Here is a 16,655-nt window from a genome sequence, read left to right as displayed (position 1 = left end):
TATGGCGATGAGCGTTCGAATACGCGCAATCCTTGTCGTCTCGCACCGAACGGCCAAACCACTCTTGGACGAATCTTTATGTATGTTTGTTTCGATATTGCACGCATGGGTTCAGTCCGGCTAGACGACGTAACCAAACGGTATAGCGATGTCATCGCAGTCGATGAGATAAACATCGACATCGAAGACGGCGAGTTCATCTCTCTGGTCGGCCCCTCCGGCTGTGGGAAATCGACGACGCTCGAGATGGTCGGCGGCCTCACGAAACAATCGGAGGGACGGATCTACATCGACGGCGAGGACGTCACGAACCTGCCGCCGAAGGATCGGAACCTCGCGATGGTCTTTCAAAATATCGCGCTCTTTCCGCACATGGACGTATTCGAGAACATGAGTTACGGGTTACGAATACAAGGTGCGGATGAGGAGGTCATCGACCAACGCGTTAGCGAGGCAGTAGACACCTTAAAACTAGATGGAATGTTAGAGCGGATGCCGAGTGAACTCTCCGGTGGCCAGCGCCAGCGCGTCGCGATTGGACGGGCCATCGTCCGAAATCCGGAGGTGTTCCTCATGGACGAACCCCTCGCAAACCTCGATGCGAAGCTTCGCGTACACATGCGGACGGAACTCCAGCGCATTCAACGGAAACTGGACGTGACGGCGATTTACGTCACTCACGACCAAGAGGAGGCGATGACGATGTCCGATCGGGTCGCGATCATCAACGAGGGTCGACTCCAGCAGATCGACCCACCGCTGACGTGCTACGAACGGCCGAAAAACGTCTTCGTCGCCGGGTTTATCGGCTCTCCGTCGATGAATTTTATCGACGGATCGCTCGAGGACGACCGATTCGAATCGACTCACGTGACCGTCACCGCGACTGGAATTGAAGATTCGAACGCCATCACCCTCGGCGTTCGGCCGGAGGATATCTATCCCGTCGAGAGCCACCGTCGTTCCCAAACGGTCGGCTCGCTGCGTGCGTCTGTCGACGTAATCGAACCGATCGGCGAGAAGATGTTCGTCTATCTCCTCCCTGAGGGCCACTCCGAGACGGAGCCAGCGGATATCGACCAAGAGTCTTTACTGATGAGCGTTGATCCGGATACGGAGATTGCTGAAAACGAGACCATTACGGTGACGTTCGATCAGTCGAGCGTTCATCTCTTCGACGGCGACTCCGGAGCGGCTCTCGTTCACGGGCTAGAACGGGAATCGCCATCGATGTCGTAAGCTTCGAGCAAGCGTCGTTGCAACCGAACGCGTTCTGACGCGGAGACCCTGGCGTACCGTGTTTTCAGCACAGAGATTGTTGCATAATGAAAACACATTTATAGCTACTTCCAGATGGCATGAGTATGGTTAGCAACCATCGACAGCAAGCGTCCAGCAACGGTACTCGTTCGCTCCGTCGACGACGATTCGTCAAAACCGTCGGCACAGTGGGGATAGCTGCTACCGTTGCTGGTTGTTACGGCGGTGGTGGCGGCGATTCGGCGCTGCAACTGACCGCCACGAACGAATGGCAGAACAACAGCGAGGAGATTACGCAGGCGCTGTACGACGCTGGACTCTCAGAGGATATCGAACTCGAGTTCATCAGCGGCGGGGAGACGACCGATGAAATGCAAAATCAGTACTCCCAGTGGCTTTCGGCCCGGCAGGAAAAACCCGACCTCATGGCGTTCGATAGCGGGTGGACGCTGCCATTTATCGCCCGCGGCCAACTCCAGAACCTCGAGGCGGAGTTACCCGACGGCGTCCTCGATACGGTCCACAACGACTACTTCGGCCAAAGCGTCGAGACTGCAACGGGCCCGGACTCGGAGCTCTACGGCGTTCCGTTGTACCCCGACTTTCCGACCATTCAATACCGGAAGGATCTCGTTTCTGATGCTGGCTACGACTGGGAACAGTACCGGTCGGATCCGATGTCGTGGGAACAGTTCTCGCATGAGCTCAAGGACGTGTTCGAGCAATCCGACGTCACGTACGGATACAACTGGCAAGCAGCGCCCGAGATTCAGCTGTCGTGTTGCGTGTTCAATGAGTTTCTGAGTTCGTGGGGCGGGGCGTACTTCGGAAATCCGGAGGAAAATCTCTACGGAGAGATCGGGGATCGGCCGGTTACGGTCGACGAAGAACCCGTCTTAGACTCGCTCCGGATGGCACGGACGTTTATTCACGGAACGGACGCCCCCGATACGCTCGACGAGTTCGCCGGTGAAATCACGTCCACGGAAGCGTTCCAGTGGGGATTGTCACCTTCGATGCGGCCGTTTACCGACGGCGATGCGGTCGCGCTCAGAAACTGGCCATACTCGATCAACATCAACGGTGTCGAAGACGCGCTCGGGGAGGATATGGGCGTGATACCGATGCCGTACGGGGTACCAGCGGGCGAAGGCGACTATCCCGGTACCGGCGGTTCCATCGGCGCACTCGGGGGCTGGAACTACAGCGTGAACCCGAACACGAATCGACTCGAGGACTGTCTCGAGTTTCTCGAAGCGTTGACATCCGAGGAGTTCCAGCGAGCGAACTTCGAACTCGTGGGCCACATTCCGCCGAATCCCGAGGTTCTCGAGAGTTCGACCGATGTCCCGATTATGAGCCGGTACCTCGAACCGCTCTCGTTTGCCGGCGAACACACGATGGCCCGACCGGCGACGGCGGTCTGGAGTCAGCAATCCGATCCGGTCGCCCAGGAAGCGAACGCTGCGCTCATGGGCGATGTCAGCGTGAGTGATGCGATGTCCGAACTTCGATCGAGACTGACCGATCTCGAAGAGTCCGCAAGCGAATCATGAGTCTGGAAGACCGCTCCTCGACGAGCCGCGATTCCGCTTCCTACCGGGTGGACCTCACGACGCTCAACTGGCTCGAGCGCCGGAGCGACACGCAATTCGTGTATCTCATGTTAACGCCCGTATTCGCCCTCCTGGGGACGATGGCTATCTGGCCGCTGGTCTATACGGGAAATATCTCGCTGCACGCGGATGCGATCACGTCCGCCGATCCGGTTGGTTCGTTCGTCGGCATCCAGAACTACGTCGAGATTCTCACCGGCCAGGCGAACCTGCAACGGCCGTTTTTCAGCCTCTCGGATCCGTTCACGAGCGCCGTTCCTGTGACGTTGCTCTACACGATAATTGCCGTAGCTGTCGAAACGCTGTTCGGCCTCGCGATGGCGCTCATCCTGAACAAACAGTTCCGGGGACGGCGGTGGGTACGCGTCGCGATGATTCTGCCGTGGGCGGTTCCGATCGTCATCCAGGGGATGATATTCTATCTCATGTTTCAGCCGTCGATCGGCTTTGCCGTCGAACCCCTCAACGAACTCGGGTTGATCTCGACGACGCCGCTTGCGACCAGTCGGGATGGACTGTTGATCGCTATCATCGCCGACATCTGGAAGCAGTCGGCGTTTATGGCTCTGCTTATCCTCGCAGGACTCCAGAGCATCGATCGAAACCTCTACGATGTCGCCAAAGTCGCAGGAGCGTCGAAGCTCCAACAATTCAGGTCGATTACCTTTCCGCTGATCCTTCCAGCGCTCCTCGTTGCGCTCCTCTTTCGAACGATCGGCGCGCTCAAAGTATACGGCCTCGTCGAATCGACGGCGGGGTGTAACACGGTGCCGACGCTCAGTTGTCTGGTGATCAGCCTCTGGAACGCGAACAGATACGGATCCGCGGCGGCGGTGGCGTTCATTATCGCCGCCGTTATCGGGATCTTGCTTCTTGGCTACCTCGTCCAGATTCGCCGCCAAGGGAATGGAGGTATGTGAATGACAGAATCAACCACCGACGAGAGAAACGTGATCGAACGGACAGCACACCGAGCGCTCCACGACCCCGATACCGTCTACCGGTGGCTGACGTACATCGGCGCCGCCTTCTTCATACTCGCGTCACTCTTTCCGTTTTACTGGTTGTTCGTCCTCGCACTAACGCCGAACCGGGCGATTTCTGATATGGGTATCGTCCCGAAAGGCTTCAACGTCGGCGCGTTCGTCGAAGTCTTCGACATCATTCCGTTTCACCTCTATATGCTCAACAGCATTATAATCGCGACGCTTTCGACGATTCTCGTGTTGCTGATCGGCAGCATTGCGGGATACGTCTTCGGTCGATACGAGTTTCCGGGTCGAACGCCGCTACTGCTCGGCATACTCGTGATTTCGTATTTCCCGCCCGTCGCGTTTCTCATCCCGCTATTCAGGCTCTTCACCGGGAACGTGACGCTCATTGGATTGTCGTCCCCGGAACTGTACAATACTCCGTGGGGGATCGTCATGCCGCTGAGCGCGATTACGCTGCCGCTGATCATCTTCTTGCTGACCACGTTCTATCGGCAGATCCCCGACGGTCTCGAGGACGCTGCGCGAATCGAGGGCTCGACCCGAATCGGGGCCCTCGGTCGAATCATCGTGCCTCTGTCGGCTCCTGGCGTTGCAACCGCCGGAATTTTGACGTTTATCATCGTCTACAACGAGTTCTTCTTCTCGTATCTCATGGTCAACGGAACCGCGAGGAACTGGTCGCCAGTCCTCCACGGTATCCTGTCGTTTCAGGGCTCACAACAGGTCGCCTACAACCTCATGGCCGCAGCGAGTATCATCGGCGTCATTCCGATGGCGATCCTCGTCATGATCGCCCAAGAGCGCATCGTAAGCGGTCTCACGCAAGGCGCACTCAAAGAGTGATAACTCTTTGCTGACCGCACTCCTTTCTCACGAGACACACTGGCTCGAGCCGTGCGTTTCGAATCGGTGAACGAGATGTCGACCGCCGCGGATCCAGTATGGCCGCTCTCGCGAGAACAGCGACAACGTGGCGGTTACCGGGAGCGACATAGTACTACCAGCTATTCGTGCTGAGTGCTCTCTCGAGACGTAATCGTCGGACCGGGACACGCGAACTCGGAGTTCACACTCGCAGACGCAAACCGGTGTAATTGGCCTGTTCATTCATTGTGAATTGTTAGCAACGTACTTTCGGTTGCGGGAACGCCTCCCTGTGAACGCGTTCGTTGTATCGGCCGTGTTTACAAGAATATGGGTGTAAAACATGGTATTTGGGACCAATCCTCTCTCGTCAATCAATCGCCTTTCGTACACCACCTCGTCTCTCGACATTCGTCCGCCATTGCTGGCGTTTATCAATAATGAACGGTTCCGACAGATCTAACGTTTTGAACTGTTTGTGAGCATCTGCTGTCACCAGTCCGATCGATGCGGGCAGAATCCGGACAACCCGCATGTACAGGAAACCGAAATGAGCATCGAGGTATTTCATCAGAGGAAGAAAGAGGCTTCCATCCTCCTACAACACGTTGATGCCATACTACCATGTTTTATATATGTATATATTTTAGAAAATTGTACCAGGGCAACTAAAATGATAGCGAGAAGAAAATCGTCCAGTATCGATAGAGTTCGGACCGTAGCGTGGGGACAAGGGTTACAGGAAAAGCCAACACGTGATCTCATACTTCGAGGTATCCGTTTCAGTAATTTATTCTCGAGGTACCACGCCATCTAAGCCGAATAGCGAGGATACAGTAACTCCATGGATTGCGCTCGCTATTGCCTCGTGAAAACCGACTCCGCTTCACTATTCGTCCTTCAGGGCGGACGAAGCGGTTGCTTTGCCTGGCTCACATCATTTGAACTCCCTAACCTATATGTGAGATGACTATATTCCCATACCATATGAATACTAGTATTTCTACGCCTCCTGTACTACGCTGAACAGTCGGATGAAGTCATTCACTCACTCGGTACGCCACCATCAATTCACCAGACTCACGGAGTCCGCAGAACAGTATCGGGACGGCGGGAGTGAAAATTAACGGCACGCTCAAACACGAGACGGTCTGTCCACCTTTTCGGGGTCGCACACGTTCGATAGCGACCGCGCCGAGCGTTACTGCGGCGTCGGCTCGAGGTTCTGCAAACAGCGCCCGAGCTGTCTCGAGCCGGGTTCGTTGCTCGCCATGTTCACCTCACGCTCTGGCAACTGTCCCTGGGTAAAGGCAGTTCCGTCACGTTGTTTTCGGCTGAGTTCGCTCGGGCTGACGGACTGGGAACGATTCGTCTGGATTAGATCCGCACTCGATTTGAATTGTTTCTCAAGTATTTCTCTCCACCACTGTATCTGTATAGCCCTGAATTCACTAATATATCGCATTTAGGCAATATATGGAGGATATACCGAAATCATTAATTGATGAACTATTCAAATAGGTATCGATGGCGCAAGCAACAGATCGGCTTCGTCGCTACCTCGACGATGAACTCGGCGACTGTCGAAGTGAAGATGTGAAACAGCGTCTCGACGAGCTGAGTACACTGGAGGCGGCACTTGGATCCGAACAGGTCACAGCTGAACTGGGTGTCCTCTCGGCGCTCGCCAATGAAACTCGGTACACGCTCGTTCGCGTTCTCGTGGCGGCCGGCGAAGAACTGTGCGTCTGTGAACTGCAAGCCGTCGTGGACGTGACCGAGAGCGGCCTCAGCCATGCGCTCTCGAAACTCGCCGACGCCGGACTCGTTGACGGCCGGAAAGACGGCCGGTGGAAGAAATACCGTGCGACGAATCGCGCCGTTGCGTTGGTAACTCTCCTCGAGGGAAGCGTGAGCGATGAGTAACGTCGATACGCACGAACATGGTCCAAATTGTGAGTGTGAGAGTTGCGGAGACCCGCGGTCGATGGACTTTTTGGATAAGTACCTCACCATCTGGATCTTCGGAGCGATGGCCATCGGCGTCGGCCTCGGATACGTCGCGCCAACGGTTACGCAGCCGATCCAGGACCTCCACCTCGTGGAATTCGGGCTAATCCTGATGATGTACCCGCCGCTGGCGAAAGCCGACTACTCGCAGCTTCCGACGGTATTCAGCAACTGGCGCGTGCTCGGCTTGAGCCTCGTCCAGAACTGGCTTATCGGACCGACGTTGATGTTCGCGTTGGCTATCGTTTTCTTCAGCGGGCTCGTTCCCGGCCTCCCGGCCCGTCCCGAGTTCTTCCTCGGACTCATCTTTATCGGAATGGCCCGGTGTATCGCGATGGTACTCGTCTGGAACGAGCTCGCCGAAGGGTCGACCGAGTACGTCACCGGACTAGTCGCGTTCAACAGCCTCTTTCAGATCGTTACATACGGGGTATACGTCTGGTTTTTCGCGCTATTCTTGCCCCAGTTACTGGGAATGGAGGCGCTCGCTGCCGGGATTACGACCTTCAACATCTCGCCCGATCAGGTATTCTTCGCCATCGTCGTCTTTCTCGGTATCCCCTTCGCAGGCGGAATTCTCACCCGCTACGTCGGCACTCGGCGCAAGGGCGAGGAGTGGTACGACGAGGAGTTCGTCCCGAAGATCGATCCCCTGACGCTCGTCGCCTTGCTGTTTACCATCGTCATGATGTTCGCCACGCAGGGTGACAATATCGTCGCCTCTCCGGGCGATGTCCTGTTGATCGCCGTCCCACTGACGATATACTTCGTCGTGATGTTTCTCGTGAGTTTCGGGATGGGACGGGGGGTCGGTGCGGACTACTCGACGACGACGGCCATCGGCTTCACCGCGGCCTCGAATAACTTCGAACTCGCAATCGCCGTTTCAGTAGCCGTGTTCGGTATCGGCTCCGGCGTCGCGTTCGCGACCGTCGTCGGGCCGCTCATCGAAGTGCCGGTCCTCCTCGCGCTCGTCAACGTCGCCCTGTACTTCAGGCGGCGTTTGGACTGGGACGGGTTCGAGGCCGAAAGCCTCGATTCGTCTGCACTCGAGCCGACAACTAACGACTAACCACGACGATTCCAATGACACCTAACACCGAATCACCAGATCCGATTCGTATCGCCTTCATGTGCGTCCAGAACGCCGGTCGCTCCCAGATGTCGACGGCATTCGCAGAGCGCGAGCGCACCCGGCGCAACCTCGAGGACCGCGTCGAAATCCTCACCGGAGGGACCCATCCTGCCGACCGCGTCCACGACGAAGTAATCGAGGTCATGGGCGAGGAAGGAATCGACCTTTCCGATCGAACGCCACGAGAGATTACGAGAGCGCAATTGCAGTCCTGTGATTACGTCGCAACGATGGGCTGTTCGACGCTCGAGGTCGGCGACGTCGGAGAGGACGTCGACGTCCGTGACTGGTCGCTCGAGGATCCGGACGGACGCGACATAGAGCAGGTTCGAGAGATTCGAGACGAAATCGAACGACGTATCATCGCGCTGTTCGACGAATGTATCGGTCCCGTTCAGTGATTGCGTTTCAACCGACTGTACACACGTCGACTCCGGGTTGCGTATTCGACTCTCGTCTCGGACTCTAACGAAAAGCGGAACGAACCGCTCGTGTGCCAATAGCTAGATTATCCTCGAGAGTGGTTCACTAGCTACGACGAATATGGACGAGCACGAGGACACCCGCACTTCGGACGAGAGAACTACGTCCGGGATCCGCGGTGATCGGGACGGAAGTGAGCACGATCAGGGAGATCACGGCGGAATGCACGAGGGTCACGAAGCGATGTTTCGCCGTCGGTTTTTCGTCTCGACGTTGCTTTCGATTCCGGTCTTGCTCTACAGCGACATGCTCCAGGAATGGCTGGGATTTTCCGTCCCGGCGTTTCCCGGGAGCGAGTGGATCAATCCGGTTTTCGCGGTGATCGTCTTCGCCTACGGTGGCGTTCCGTTCCTTCGAATGGCGGCCCCGGAACTGCGCGATCGGTCGCCGGGAATGATGACGCTCATCTCGATGGCGATCTCGGTCGCGTTCGTCTACAGTATGGCGAGCGTCGTTCTCCCGACCGAGTCGGCGTTCTTCTGGGAACTCGTGACGTTGATCGACATCATGCTGCTCGGCCACTGGATCGAGATGCGATCGGTCCGACGGGCCCAGAGCGCACTCGACGAGTTGGCGAAACTCATGCCCGACACTGCCGAACGAATTATCGACGGGGGCGAGACGGAGGAGGTTCCCGTAAACACCCTCTCGGAAGGCGACCTCGTGCTCGTGCGACCCGGAGCGAGCGTCCCCGCAGACGGCGTCGTCGAGGAGGGCGACTCGGACGTGAACGAGTCGATGATCACCGGCGAATCGAGGCCGGTTTCGAAAGAGCCGGGCGACGAGGTGATCGGAGGGACGATAAACGGCGACGGAAGTCTCCGCGTCCGCGTCGACGCGACGGGCGAGGAGACGACGCTCGCGGGGATCATGCGCCTCGTCGAACAGGCCCAGGGCAGCAAGTCACAGACGCAACTACTCGCGGATCGAGCCGCCGGCTGGCTATTCTATGTCGCTGTCGCAGCGGCGGCCGTGACCGCCCTCGCGTGGACGGTCGCCACGTCGTTCGATGCGGCGGTCATCGAGCGAGTCGTTACCGTCCTCGTGATCGCGTGTCCGCACGCGCTCGGCCTCGCTATCCCGCTCGTGGTCGCGATCAACACCTCGCTTGCCGCTCGCAACGGAATGCTCGTTCGGGATCGCATCGCCATGGAAGAAGCGCGAAACCTGGATACGATCGTCTTCGATAAAACCGGGACGCTCACCGAGGGCGAACACGGCGTCGTCGACATAGCAACTGTTGACGACATCGACGAAGACGACGCTATCGCCCGTGCCGCTGCAGTCGAAGGGGACTCCGAACACATGATCGCCCGTGCTATCCGCCAAGCGGCAGTCGATCGTCGCGTTCGTGTTCCGGATTCAACGGATTTCGAGGCGATGAAAGGTCGAGGCGTCCGTGCACGAGTAGCGGATGAAACGATCTCTGTCGGCGGTCCGAACCTCCTCAGACAACTCGACGCTGGGGCCCCCTCGAGCCTCCAGCGGTTCGCCGACGAAGCCGGCGAGAACGGACAAACCGTCGTCTACGTCGTCCGCGAAGGAGAAACGAGCGACGGAACCGTCAGCCAGCACGCCGAACCCATCGCCGCCTTCGCCATGGCGGACGTGATCCGAGACGAGAGCTACCGAGTCGTGGACTCGCTTCACGAACTCGAGATCGAGGTGGCGATGCTGACCGGCGACTCGCGGGACGTAGCCACTGCGGTGGCCGACGAACTGGGTATCGACACGGTGTTCGCGGAGGTCTTGCCCGAAGACAAAGACGAGAAAGTACGGGCGCTACAGAAGCAGGGAAAACTCGTCGCGATGGTCGGGGACGGCGTCAACGACGCCCCCGCACTGACTCGAGCGGATATCGGCATCGCCATCGGAAGCGGAACTGACGTCGCCGTTCAGTCCGCAGACGTCATTCTGGTTCAGAACAACCCGATGGACGTTACCCGTCTGGTGAAACTGAGCCGAGCGAGTTACCGGAAAATGCAGGAAAATATCCTCTGGGCTGCCGGGTACAACGTCTTCGCTCTCCCGCTCGCAGCGGGCGTCCTCGCACCGATCGGCGTTCTTCTCTCTCCGGCCGTAGGAGCGTTGCTCATGTCTCTCAGTACGGTTATCGTCGCGATCAACGCGCAACTACTCCGTCGCGTCGATCTGTCTCTCTCGAGTCTCCCCGGTCGTTCGTCACAGAACGGTGGTCAGCCGACCGGACACGGCGACCGACCGATCGAACGAACGGACCGATCCTGACGCAGCCCGCCGAATATGCTGTTCTCACGTCCTGGTGTTGTGGCTGCATCGGGACTTCCCGATGCGTTCCGTCTCAAGACGACGGTGATGTCGGCTGAGGGCCTCGTCCTGAAGGATCTCCGCACGAAGTTCGGTCAGCAGTAGTGAGTCAACGATGAAACGGTATATTCAGTACACCAGACGAGCGACCCGTCGGCGGGCGACGGTGAGTCGCATCACCGATCGCGTTTCGTCTGTGGTCTGTCGCCCGATGCTTCCGATCGAGCCGGAATTTGTTCGGTATACTCGAGTACCTGTTCGGTGGGAGTGATACGCGCGGTGTTTTCCGATTCGAGCCGTCTCAGAGCTTCCGGACGCCCGATCGCGAAGAGACAGTCTCCCGCCTGAATGATGTGATCTCGCTTCGGGAGCGTTTCGATACCGCCGTCGGTGGTCCGAGCAGCGATAACGGTCACGTCGAGCGCCCCGATCGAGCTCCCGATAAGCGGACTCTCGGCCGTAATCTCGACGGTGCTCATCGTCTCGTCCTCCCGCCGCAACATCGCAGCGAACTCGCGTTCGGGGTTCGAATCGGCCGAGAGCGTCATCAGCCGGTAATCCTCGGTCGGATCCATCTCGGATGCCATCGCTTTGTCCATCGCAAGCGTTGCGACCGTCTGGACACTCCCTCGGAGTTCTGCTGTCCCGAGTAGTGTTTCGACGCCGTCGTCGTCCGTTCGCCACACCTGGACTGTATCACCCGCAGTTGCGCTGTAAGGAGGGTCCGCACGGATCGCAACTGCCGCGGACTGTTGGGGTAGCGTCTGCCCGATCCCGATCGGACGCTGGCCCACGGCGAGATACTGGACTGACCCGTTCGTATCGAGGTCCACGTCGACGTAGCCGATATCGTATCCGTCTGTCAGCCGAGCGGCGATCTGGGATTCCAGTTCCTCTATCGTCAATCCCCGCGGGAAATCCATCGTTTTCCCGGAGAGTATCTTCTTCGTTTCCCCCTTTACTGCATCGTAGCCATCGATGTCTTGGACGTCCTCTGGCAGGGTAACCGTGATGAATCGGCCAGTGGCCCGAACCAGCGGGCTGAAATCGGGCGCGACGGTTAGCCATGGTAGTTGCTTCGAGGCACCAACCGTGTTGCCGACGTATCGGCCCGCATACGACACGACGCCGGCCGCGGCGAACGCCGAAACGTTGAGGATCGCCTCTTCCACAGTGACGGGATCGCCCGTGTTACTGATGAACTGGACGAGGGCCAATCGAGAGTTGAGATAGATCGCGACGACGCCCAGACCAACGATAAGTGTTGCACCCGCAGGGAACCGCTGTCGGACCCGCACCTGGAACACGAACGTGACGATCGTCGTTACCGCAAACGCCAGCAGCGACAAGCCGAGTATGCTAACCAACGCCGCTACGAACGAGTGAGTGAGCGCCGTCGATATCAGGCTCATGCGATCACCCCCTCAAATTCACGGAGCTGAGTTGGCTTGCCGACGACGATTAGCTCGTCACCGCTCCGGAGTTCAGTCGAACCCCGCGGAGCGATGAGCACCTCCGACGGACGTCGGATCGCTAGAATCGCCACCCTGTAGGCGTCACGAATCTGCGAACCGCCGATCGTGGTGCCGGCGAGTGAGCTCCGTTCGCCCACAACCAGTTTCCGAAATCGGTTCCCGTGTTGCCGAAGAACCGCGATCGTTTCGTACTCGCGCTGTTTTCCCCGCGAATTGACAACCATCGGTGCGAAGTCGTTCCGAACGATCCGCTTTCCCTCGGCGAGGGAAACGGCGATGGTAACGAACCCCTCTCCTCCGGTCGTCGTCATCTTCGGGATGAGTTGTTTCACACCGTCTTGGATACCGTCAGTTTCCTTCGACGGATCTGGTTCACTCTTCGTCTCGACCTCATTCGTCTCGACGCCTTTCGTTCGGGCGCTAACCATTGGACCCGTAACGTCGCCGTCCGGGAGCCGAAGCGTCACGGAGTCGCCCCGGGCAACACCGGTCGGGAGGAGAGTCTCAATCGTTACAGCCCGCTTTCTGGGCGGTACGCGCCGAGATAGTCCGGCAGCAGTCGGCGCCCCAGCGATATGTGCGCGTCCCTTTTTGTCGATGGTCACGCTCGCTTCGGCGAGTTCGTAGTCGGCCATCAGACGCTCCTCGAGCCGGGATTCGAGCGCCGAAACCGAGAGAGCAACGGGGAACTTCCAGGAACGATTGGCGATCTGTTCTCGCAGATCCTCGGACAACTGAGGGTACCCCTCGATGTCGTGTATCTCCCCCACGGGCCGAATGCGGACCTGGCCGTAGGAGTCGACCCGCTCGGCCAAGTCGGTGGAGAGTTTCGCCCCCGGAATGGATTTTAGCGTCAGCCTCCGAGGCGTTGCATCCGCGAGTGTGTCTCCTTGACTGTGCGCCCATAGGCAAGCCATCAAGATCACTAAGACAGCAGTGATACCCGTCCAGCTCCCGGAGAGTGTCGGGTCCATCAGCCCCATTAACCCGCCGGACACCCCGGCGAGTGTCCCGCCCAGTGCAACGACACCGAGGGCGGGGACGGTAACGGCCGTGAAGTATTTGAATATAAAACCGATGGAAAACGCGATGAACGCCGGGAAGATGGCGGCGAGTAGTCCGAGATAAATTCCAAGTAAAACGTCCGTAATGGGTGCCAGAACCATAACTGGCTTCAGTTACTGAAGCAGTATATAAATGCCGCTCGTTCGTGTCACTCGTTTTAGATACTCAGATGACCCGCCGGAGAGGAAAGCAGAGTGGTTCGCTCGAGTAGCTCTCGGAGATCCAGCAAAACGCCCCGCGTCGCCGCCTCTATTCTCGTGAGGCGGCTCCAGTCGAAACTCAGTTTTTCCCGAACCGCTCGCCGATCGCCGACGAGAGGTCCGTGAGGTAGACGCCGCCCCACAGCGCCACGATGACAGCACCCACCGAGTTGTACACGACATCCCAGAGGGTATCGTAGACGCCGTACTGGGTGAGCACCGACGCGGTACCGAACTGTTCGGCGGCGATACCGATCCCGAACTCGAGGAGTTCCCAGAGCACGGCGAACGCGAGCACGAACAACAGCATGATCACGGCCATGAATTTCGGCGGCAGATACACGGTATCGGAGTGCTCGTCGATCGCCCGAACTGTCGCGTAGCCGACGGCCGCCACGACCGACGCCGACAGCGCGTGGGTCAGGTGATCCCACCATTCCACTCCGGAGTAGAAGTTCCACCCCATCCCGGGGATGCCAACGGTGCCGAGCGCGTGGAGGAACGCAGCGCTGGTGACCCACAGCGTGATCCGCGGGTCCATCGGAATCTCGTAATCCCGCTCGAGAAGCGCCGGGAGCTGGGTTACGACCAAACAGACCACCGTGTTGACGATGACGCCGACGCTCCCCCGTTCGATGCCGACGAACAACAGCCCCACGAGGCTGATCTCCATCAAGTACGACAGTTGGCGCTGTCGACGCTGGGAAGCGAGTCCACGGATGAGCACGTTTTTCATCGGTTCTCACCCGCGCGATCTTGTAACACGTCGTCTTTGATCTCGGCTGGCAGCCGGTCTTCCATCGTGATACGTCGGCGAAAGTACAACGTGAACACGACGCCAGCGAAGAGTCCGGCGATCGTCGAGTAGATCCACTCGTACATTAACGCCTCGTTGGTCGTGATGAAGTTCGTCCCGAGATAGACGTCGAATCCCCACTGGACCAGCCCCCACAGCGCCGCGGCCGCCAGTGTCGACATCACGACGAGGACGACCGCAAACCCCGGCGACAGTCGAACGGCCGTGAACGACTGGAGTTCGACCGCGATCACCAGCGCGATCGCCGCGACCGCGAAGTAGGCGGCAAACTGGCTCGAGAGCCACTCCGAGCCGAGTGCGAGTCCGACGACCGGCAGCGCAGCCATCAGTAACACCTCCCAGGGTAACATTACGTACGGCGTTCGGTAGGCCAGCGGCGGAATCACCGCCAGCACGAGCAACACCAGCGCGAACAGCGACCACAGGACGCCCGTGACGACCACGATGCCCACGCTGGCGCTCGCCAGCAGGGCGACCAGTAGCCAGGCGATGATCGCGTTTCGGCGACCGTCGTCGAGTAACTGGTCGAGTTCAGAAAGCGACATACAGGGCGTTAGGACTTCGAACATAAATTATGTATGGCTGTCGGACCGGTTCTCACGAGCGAATTGTGAAGTCAGGCTGTCACGAATATCGCAATCGAATACACGGTCGCGTACCCCCAGAGCGCCGCGGTGATTCCGGTCAGCGCAGTGAAGGCAACCTGCAGCGACGACGCGTGCACGCCCTCGAGTTCGCCGGCCAACACCCCGTCGAACGTCGGCAAGCCGAACCACTGTCGAAGGTCGGTCACCGACGCCGACACAGCGGATCGTGCCGAGAAGCCGGCACAGACGATCCCGACTGCCAGAATTGAGAACACGAAGTGATACGACACGTCGAGCGTCGGCGGTGTCATCACGACGGCCACCATGCCGTACGCGACACCGATGCTCGCGCGTCGATCGACCAACCTCGACAGCGAGTGGTCGGTGACGCGGGCGATCGCGAACGCCGCGAGCCAGACGACCGCTAGCTCGAGCGCGAACGCACCCAGCAGGTGAACCGTCGCGTCGTCGTGGAGCATCACCCGCCCGTCGAACACGCGAACGGAAAGCGGGTAGAACAATTGCGGCGGTTCGCCCGTCACCAGGTCGCCCCATGGGTGAGACAGCAACCCGGCCGTGGCGGCGAGTCCGATCGTCCGAGCCGAAAAGTCCGTCGCGATCCGACACAGCAGAGCGACTCCGACGCCGGCGACTGCGAACAGCCCCATCACAATAGCCCCGAGCGGGCCGCTCGAGAGAGCGGCCACGGTGACCAGTCCGACAAGCACGGCGGCACCGACGCCTCGACCGATGGTCCGGGTCAGCGCCGAGCCGTTTTTCGCGCCCGTCCAGAGTCCGAACGCGGGACCGGCCAGCAGCGAGACGATCAGCGAGTGGGTCATCGCCCGGTGGACGCCCCGCGTCGCGTCCCAGAACGTACTCGGGCGAGCGACCGACTCGGTGGTCAGCCGGCCAAAATCCAGCGCCACAGCCGCGTACGCGACGTCGATATCCGGGATCGCCGCGAACGCACCCGCAATCACCCCGAGAGTCAGTGCGCGGCGAGCGGGCCACCCTCGCCAGTCCGCAAGCAGCGTGGCGAGGGCGAACGCCAGCAGCGCGTGTCCAAGAAACACGTCGTCGGTGATATGTGTGGAGACAGTATAAGCCCCTCGCCGCAAGGACACTCGTGTCCCCCTCGAACTCGCTGTCCACCCACGGAAATGCTCACGTCGTTTCCCGTACGGCTCCTGTGCGGATGGCACGGAAGGAACTCGAGTAGCCGCCACGATTGCGGGCGACTGGAAATCGGATAGCGGTTGACACCGGTTCACCGGCGTGTGGTACCCGTCGTACACCCCGCTGTGTGCAACAGACTACGATCTCTCGACCACCGCCCACCGGCTGCATCCCCGACGGTGGAATACCGCCTCCTATCGTCGGCGCTGTCGCTATTCGGTCACCGCTTATCACCAGCGACGGAGAGTGTGCTAGAGGGGATCGCAGTTCCGCCCCGGAGCGAAAACTGAACTCGTTACTCGATCTCGAGGGCGCCACCGCTTCCACCGCTTCCGTCACTATCCTCGTCCCACTCGAGTTCGAATTCGATGCTCAGCTCACCGGCGCCGTCTGCCGGACCCTCGCGTTCGGCTTTGACTTCGAACGTCGGTCGCGCGGGCGGCTCTACGGTTACGGACTCCGATCCGGCTTTCAGTGTGATCGAACCCCCTTGCTCGAGTTTTTCGGCAACACTGCGGAGGTACGACGCAATTGCTTCTCTATCCTGCGTGTGTTCGGATTTGAACAGAACTTCTTCGGGCATACACTCGTAGTTATACTTCTAGTTCGATAAGTGTGTCCGCTGTCCGAATACGCCCACCCGTCCTGTCGGAGCAAAATCACCACCGAAGAGAGGTGAGTTC

General features: G+C 59.1%; 14 protein-coding genes. 8 read left to right on the top strand and 6 right to left on the bottom strand.

Going from position 1 to position 16,655, the window contains the following annotated elements; translation table 11 throughout:
- Positions 1 to 105 precede the first annotated feature (105 nt).
- The 8 genes from HALLA_RS15075 to HALLA_RS15030 all read left to right on the top strand — a co-directional run bounded on the left by HALLA_RS15075 (position 106) and on the right by HALLA_RS15030 (position 10,610).
- Entirely contained in the window at positions 106 to 1,239 is a 1,134-nt protein-coding gene (locus HALLA_RS15075) for an ABC transporter ATP-binding protein (RefSeq protein ID WP_049954327.1), read from the top strand.
- A 125-nt stretch (positions 1,240 to 1,364) separates the two neighbouring features.
- Positions 1,365 to 2,816, top strand: coding sequence for an extracellular solute-binding protein (locus tag HALLA_RS15070; RefSeq protein ID WP_049954326.1), 1,452 nt, complete (start codon positions 1,365 to 1,367; stop codon positions 2,814 to 2,816).
- Positions 2,813 to 3,796 carry a carbohydrate ABC transporter permease gene (locus HALLA_RS15065; RefSeq protein ID WP_049954325.1) on the top strand — a complete coding sequence of 328 codons (984 nt, stop codon included), beginning with the start codon at positions 2,813 to 2,815 and terminating at the stop codon, positions 3,794 to 3,796. Before HALLA_RS15070 ends, HALLA_RS15065 begins: the two co-directional genes overlap by 4 nt.
- Positions 3,797 to 4,714, top strand: coding sequence for a carbohydrate ABC transporter permease (locus HALLA_RS15060; protein ID WP_049954324.1), 918 nt, complete (start codon positions 3,797 to 3,799; stop codon positions 4,712 to 4,714).
- A 1,548-nt stretch (positions 4,715 to 6,262) separates the two neighbouring features.
- On the top strand, positions 6,263 to 6,661 hold the full coding sequence (locus HALLA_RS15045) for an ArsR/SmtB family transcription factor (protein WP_049954321.1): 399 nt from the start codon (positions 6,263 to 6,265) through the stop codon (positions 6,659 to 6,661).
- On the top strand, positions 6,654 to 7,817 hold the full coding sequence (gene arsB, locus HALLA_RS15040) for an ACR3 family arsenite efflux transporter (RefSeq protein WP_049954320.1): 1,164 nt from the start codon (positions 6,654 to 6,656) through the stop codon (positions 7,815 to 7,817). Before HALLA_RS15045 ends, arsB begins: the two co-directional genes overlap by 8 nt.
- Positions 7,818 to 7,831: 14 nt before the next feature.
- Entirely contained in the window at positions 7,832 to 8,281 is a 450-nt protein-coding gene (locus HALLA_RS15035) for a low molecular weight phosphatase family protein (protein WP_049954319.1), read from the top strand.
- A gap of 244 nt (positions 8,282 to 8,525) precedes the next feature.
- Complete coding sequence (locus tag HALLA_RS15030; RefSeq protein WP_049954575.1) at positions 8,526 to 10,610, top strand: copper-translocating P-type ATPase; 2,085 nt, start codon at positions 8,526 to 8,528, stop codon at positions 10,608 to 10,610.
- A gap of 215 nt (positions 10,611 to 10,825) precedes the next feature.
- Here HALLA_RS15030 and HALLA_RS15025 read toward each other — a convergent pair whose 3' ends face one another.
- From HALLA_RS15025 to HALLA_RS15000, 6 genes are all read right to left on the bottom strand, one after another.
- Positions 10,826 to 12,061, bottom strand: a complete 1,236-nt coding sequence (locus tag HALLA_RS15025; protein ID WP_049954318.1) for a TrkA C-terminal domain-containing protein — start codon at positions 12,059 to 12,061, stop codon at positions 10,826 to 10,828.
- Positions 12,058 to 13,290, bottom strand: a complete 1,233-nt coding sequence (locus HALLA_RS15020) for a potassium channel family protein (RefSeq protein ID WP_084569057.1) — start codon at positions 13,288 to 13,290, stop codon at positions 12,058 to 12,060. The genes HALLA_RS15025 and HALLA_RS15020 overlap by 4 nt, the downstream gene beginning before the upstream one ends.
- A 178-nt stretch (positions 13,291 to 13,468) precedes the next feature.
- On the bottom strand, positions 13,469 to 14,125 hold the full coding sequence (locus HALLA_RS15015) for a hypothetical protein (RefSeq protein ID WP_049954316.1): 657 nt from the start codon (positions 14,123 to 14,125) through the stop codon (positions 13,469 to 13,471).
- Entirely contained in the window at positions 14,122 to 14,751 is a 630-nt protein-coding gene (locus tag HALLA_RS15010) for a hypothetical protein (RefSeq protein WP_049954315.1), read from the bottom strand. The genes HALLA_RS15015 and HALLA_RS15010 overlap by 4 nt, the downstream gene beginning before the upstream one ends.
- Positions 14,752 to 14,822: 71 nt before the next feature.
- Complete coding sequence (locus tag HALLA_RS15005) at positions 14,823 to 15,869, bottom strand: metal-dependent hydrolase (RefSeq protein ID WP_049954314.1); 1,047 nt, start codon at positions 15,867 to 15,869, stop codon at positions 14,823 to 14,825.
- 398 nt (positions 15,870 to 16,267) lie between these two features.
- The gene (locus tag HALLA_RS15000; protein WP_049954313.1) at positions 16,268 to 16,555 is read right to left on the bottom strand and encodes an amphi-Trp domain-containing protein; all 288 of its coding nucleotides are present in this window, start codon (positions 16,553 to 16,555) and stop codon (positions 16,268 to 16,270) included.
- Positions 16,556 to 16,655 lie beyond the last annotated feature (100 nt).

The organism is Halostagnicola larsenii XH-48 (assembly GCF_000517625.1).
Lineage (GTDB): Archaea > Halobacteriota > Halobacteria > Halobacteriales > Natrialbaceae > Halostagnicola > Halostagnicola larsenii.
This window is presented reverse-complemented; position numbering and strand designations above follow the sequence as displayed.